Origin of the sequence: Mesobacillus sp., from assembly GCF_049588175.1 — a bacterium.
Lineage (GTDB): Bacteria > Bacillota > Bacilli > Bacillales > Cytobacillaceae > Mesobacillus.
Window position 1 is genome coordinate 1 of sequence record NZ_JBAVFI010000548.1, and the last position, 3498, is coordinate 3498.

The 3498-nt window shown below is 38.3% G+C and carries 3 protein-coding genes; 2 read left to right on the forward strand and 1 reads right to left on the reverse strand.

From position 1 onward, the window contains the following. Positions 1 to 703: 703 nt before the first annotated feature. Positions 704 to 2089 carry an alkaline phosphatase gene (locus tag WB217_RS13450; protein WP_423993724.1) on the forward strand — a complete coding sequence of 462 codons (1386 nt, stop codon included), beginning with the start codon at positions 704 to 706 and terminating at the stop codon, positions 2087 to 2089. A 69-nt stretch (positions 2090 to 2158) separates the two neighbouring features. After that, complete coding sequence (locus tag WB217_RS13455; protein WP_423993725.1) at positions 2159 to 2830, forward strand: DUF4352 domain-containing protein; 672 nt, start codon at positions 2159 to 2161, stop codon at positions 2828 to 2830. A 70-nt stretch (positions 2831 to 2900) separates the two neighbouring features. Here WB217_RS13455 and WB217_RS13460 read toward each other — a convergent pair whose 3' ends face one another. Then, a complete protein-coding gene (locus WB217_RS13460) occupies positions 2901 to 3470 on the reverse strand; it encodes a GNAT family N-acetyltransferase (protein WP_423993726.1) in 570 nt (189 codons plus the stop codon). Positions 3471 to 3498: the final 28 nt, after the last annotated feature.

Genomic DNA, 3498 nt, shown 5'->3' on the forward strand with positions numbered 1-3498 from the left:
CCTCCTCATTTCTTATTGAGGAAGCCAACTACCTTTTACAAGAGTTGATAGTCTTGCAGCATTCAATAATATCAATTCTAAGAGATGATCGACTTCCCCGCGCCTCTCGGGATCAGGCTCTATTGAATAACCCAACAATACCAACTCCTCTCTTTTTTCACCTCTTACATCTTACCCCTGCTTGCTAAAAAGCACAATCCTAATTTTCGCTTGTTATCATATCAATAGCAGACAGGATCTGGACATCCGTTCCTGTCTTTAATTAGCTTATGTAATGGATTAAATGAATGCCACCCCAGATGGGAATTATCACCTTCGAGCAGAATTCTGGGCTCTTGGCTGTATTCAATCACATGAAGGCTTACTAACCAACTTCCTTCATTATGATTGTATCAAGATCTCTCTCTAAGAACTTCTAGGCAGATGTTAAATTGGATTTTGTTCATTCTTAAAAAACACATCTTTTGTCATTAAATATAATTATTTTTATCCGCTTCTCGCTTTTCCAAGACTATAACTCTATAAATATAATCATTAGTTCTTCTGAAAGATAATTCAATAGTTCTAATATGTTCATCTTTCTATGCAAATAATCCCATACCCAAGTCCATTACAGAGAATTTAATTCTTTGTTAAAAAATGAAATTTTCTAAAAATATACTATAATTAAGCTTGAAATCTAGCAATTGGAGGGGATAAGAAAATGCAGAAGAACATCAAAAAAAAGCTTATACCTTTTGCAGTCATTTCTTCATTGGCGATAGGAAGCCTAGCGGGTACTTTTACTGCTGAGGCTAAAGGGAAACATCATCACGAAGGTCCTGAAATTAAAAATGTTATTTTCATGATTGGGGATGGTATGGGACCTGCTCATACGTCTGCATACCGCTATCTAAAAGATGATCCAAGTACAAAGTATGCAGAGAAGACAGAATTCGATAAATATCTCGTCGGTCAGCAATCGACCTATGCAGAAGATCCAGAACAGAATATTACTGACTCTGCCTCATCCGCAACAGCTATGTCCGCTGGTGTAAAAACCTATAATGCAGCTATAGCCGTTGATAATGACGAGTCCGAAGTTAAAACGGTTTTAGAAACAGCAAAGGAAAAAGGTAAAGCAACTGGACTTGTTGCTACCTCTGAAATTACTCACGCTACACCAGCATCATTTGGTGCACATGACGTACATCGCAAAAATATGAATGCGATAGCAGATGACTATTATAATGACTTGATCAATGGCCAGCACAAGGTTGACGTTCTTTTAGGCGGGGGAGCCGATCTTTTTGACCGGGCCGACAGAAACCTTATCGAGGAATTTAAGAAAGATGGGTATAGTTTTGTTTCAACCAAAGAGGAATTGCAAAAAGACAAAAATGGGAAGATCCTTGGTCTTTTTGCTCCAAGGGAACTTCCAAAAATGATCGACCGTACAGAAGAACATCCTTCTCTTGAAGACATGACAAATTCAGCAATTCAAAGACTGAATCGAGACAAAGATGGCTTTTTCCTGATGGTTGAAGGCAGCCAGATTGACTGGGCTTCCCATGATAATGATATCGTGGGTGCAATGAGTGAAATGGAAGATTATGAAAAGGCCTTCAAAGCAGCTGTTGAATTTGCCAAGAAGGATAAGCACACCCTTGTCATCGCAACTGCTGACCACTCTACTGGAGGATTTACGATCGGTGCAGATGGCATTTACAACTGGTTTACTGAACCGATTAAATCCTTCAAAAGAACTCCTGACTTTATAGCAAAAGAAATTGCAGGGGATGCGGATGTGGAAGATACGCTTAAAGAGTACATCGAGCTTGATTTGACAGCCGATGAAATCAATTCAGTCAAAGTGGCAGCTGCTTCTAACAAGGTACTCGAGATTGATAATGCGATTGAAGCGATAATAAATAAACGATCTAATACCGGATGGACAACAAGCGGACATACAGGTGAAGATGTTAACGTTTATGCCTTCGGTCCTAGCCGAGAGCGTCTTGTAGGAAAGATTGAAAACACTGATCTTGCAAAGCATGTTTTCAGCATATTGGAAAAAGGAAATAAAGAAATCGTGATTGAAGACAAATAATCATGGACAGGTTTCCCGTTGCCCTATCGGCAGCGGGAAGTTTGCCTATCAATTACCGGTAGGTGCCATATGAGATATTATATTTTGACTTTACTGATATTTGGTACGCTTGTTGGTTGTACTCAGGAAATTAATCAAAATGAGTCCTCTGATCAAAAACAGAGTGAAAATCCTGTAACAAATCCATCTGAGAAAAAAAGTTCTCCTTCCAGAAAGGAAGCCAGTGATTATGTCCCTAATCCTCAGGTAACTGATGATCGTCAGCTTGTACAGGTCGGTAATACTGTTTCCGATGAAAAAGGCGAAGCCGAGTTAAAAGCTTATAAAAAATTAGAAGATAGAGTAAAGGTTGGACCAGTTGAATTGACGATTAAAGAAGTAAAAGTCATTCATTATCGTCCTTCATATAGTATGGTGGATTTTTTTCACAGCTACACCCATGATGAGACGTTTGATTTTGTAAAAGTTTTCTTAGAAGTCGAGAACACTTCTGGCCAGGCACTGAACTTCGCACCAATTGCTCAAATAGTTACAGACCTTGGCGAGCAGAGAACCTGGGAAGAAGAAATCTACCTGGAAGAACTTAATGGTCAATTCGCACCTGGTGAAAAGAAAGCAGGAAATCTAGGGTTTATTATTGAAAAACCAGATATCAGAACCTTTTCGATCACCACAAGTAAGGTTTTTGATCACAATAAAAAAGAATTAAATAAAGAAAAAGTGATAAAAGTGGAATTTTAAATGGCATGGATATTATTATCCATGCCATTATTCCGATTATGTGTTTTTTAGGAGATGATTTATTAAAATGTTATTTTATAGAAACATACTCTTCCTTAAGAATGGAATACATCTTTAAATCCCAGTGTTTCCCTTTGATGAGCATCCCTTTCCTAATAATGCCTTCAAAGCTCATTCCAGCCTTCTCCATTACTCTCTCGGATCCGATATTTTCAACAAAACATCTTGCCTGTATCCGGACTAAATTCATTTTTTCGAAACCGAATCTGATCAGTTCTTTCGCTGCTTCTGTTGTAACCCCTTTTCCCCAATACTCGCGGGCAATGACATAGCCAATTTCAGCAAATTGATGATTTGTATTCCATGAGACAAAGTCAATCGTACCAATTAATCTGCCTGTTTCTTTATACTCGAGTCCCCAAGGGGCAATTCTCCCAGCCTCATACTGGTTTAAGATAAAATCGATATATTCTTTCGTGTCCGTTAATGTTTGATGTGGACTCCAGGTTACATATGTTGATACCTCTGGATCTGAACCATAAACAAACATGTCCTCTGCATCTTCGAAAGTTATTTTCCTCAGTAAAAGTCTATCTGATTCTAGTATCGGTAAGTCACTATAAATCTCTGAGATTTCCATATGTATGCACCCCCAATAATCTTTAAAT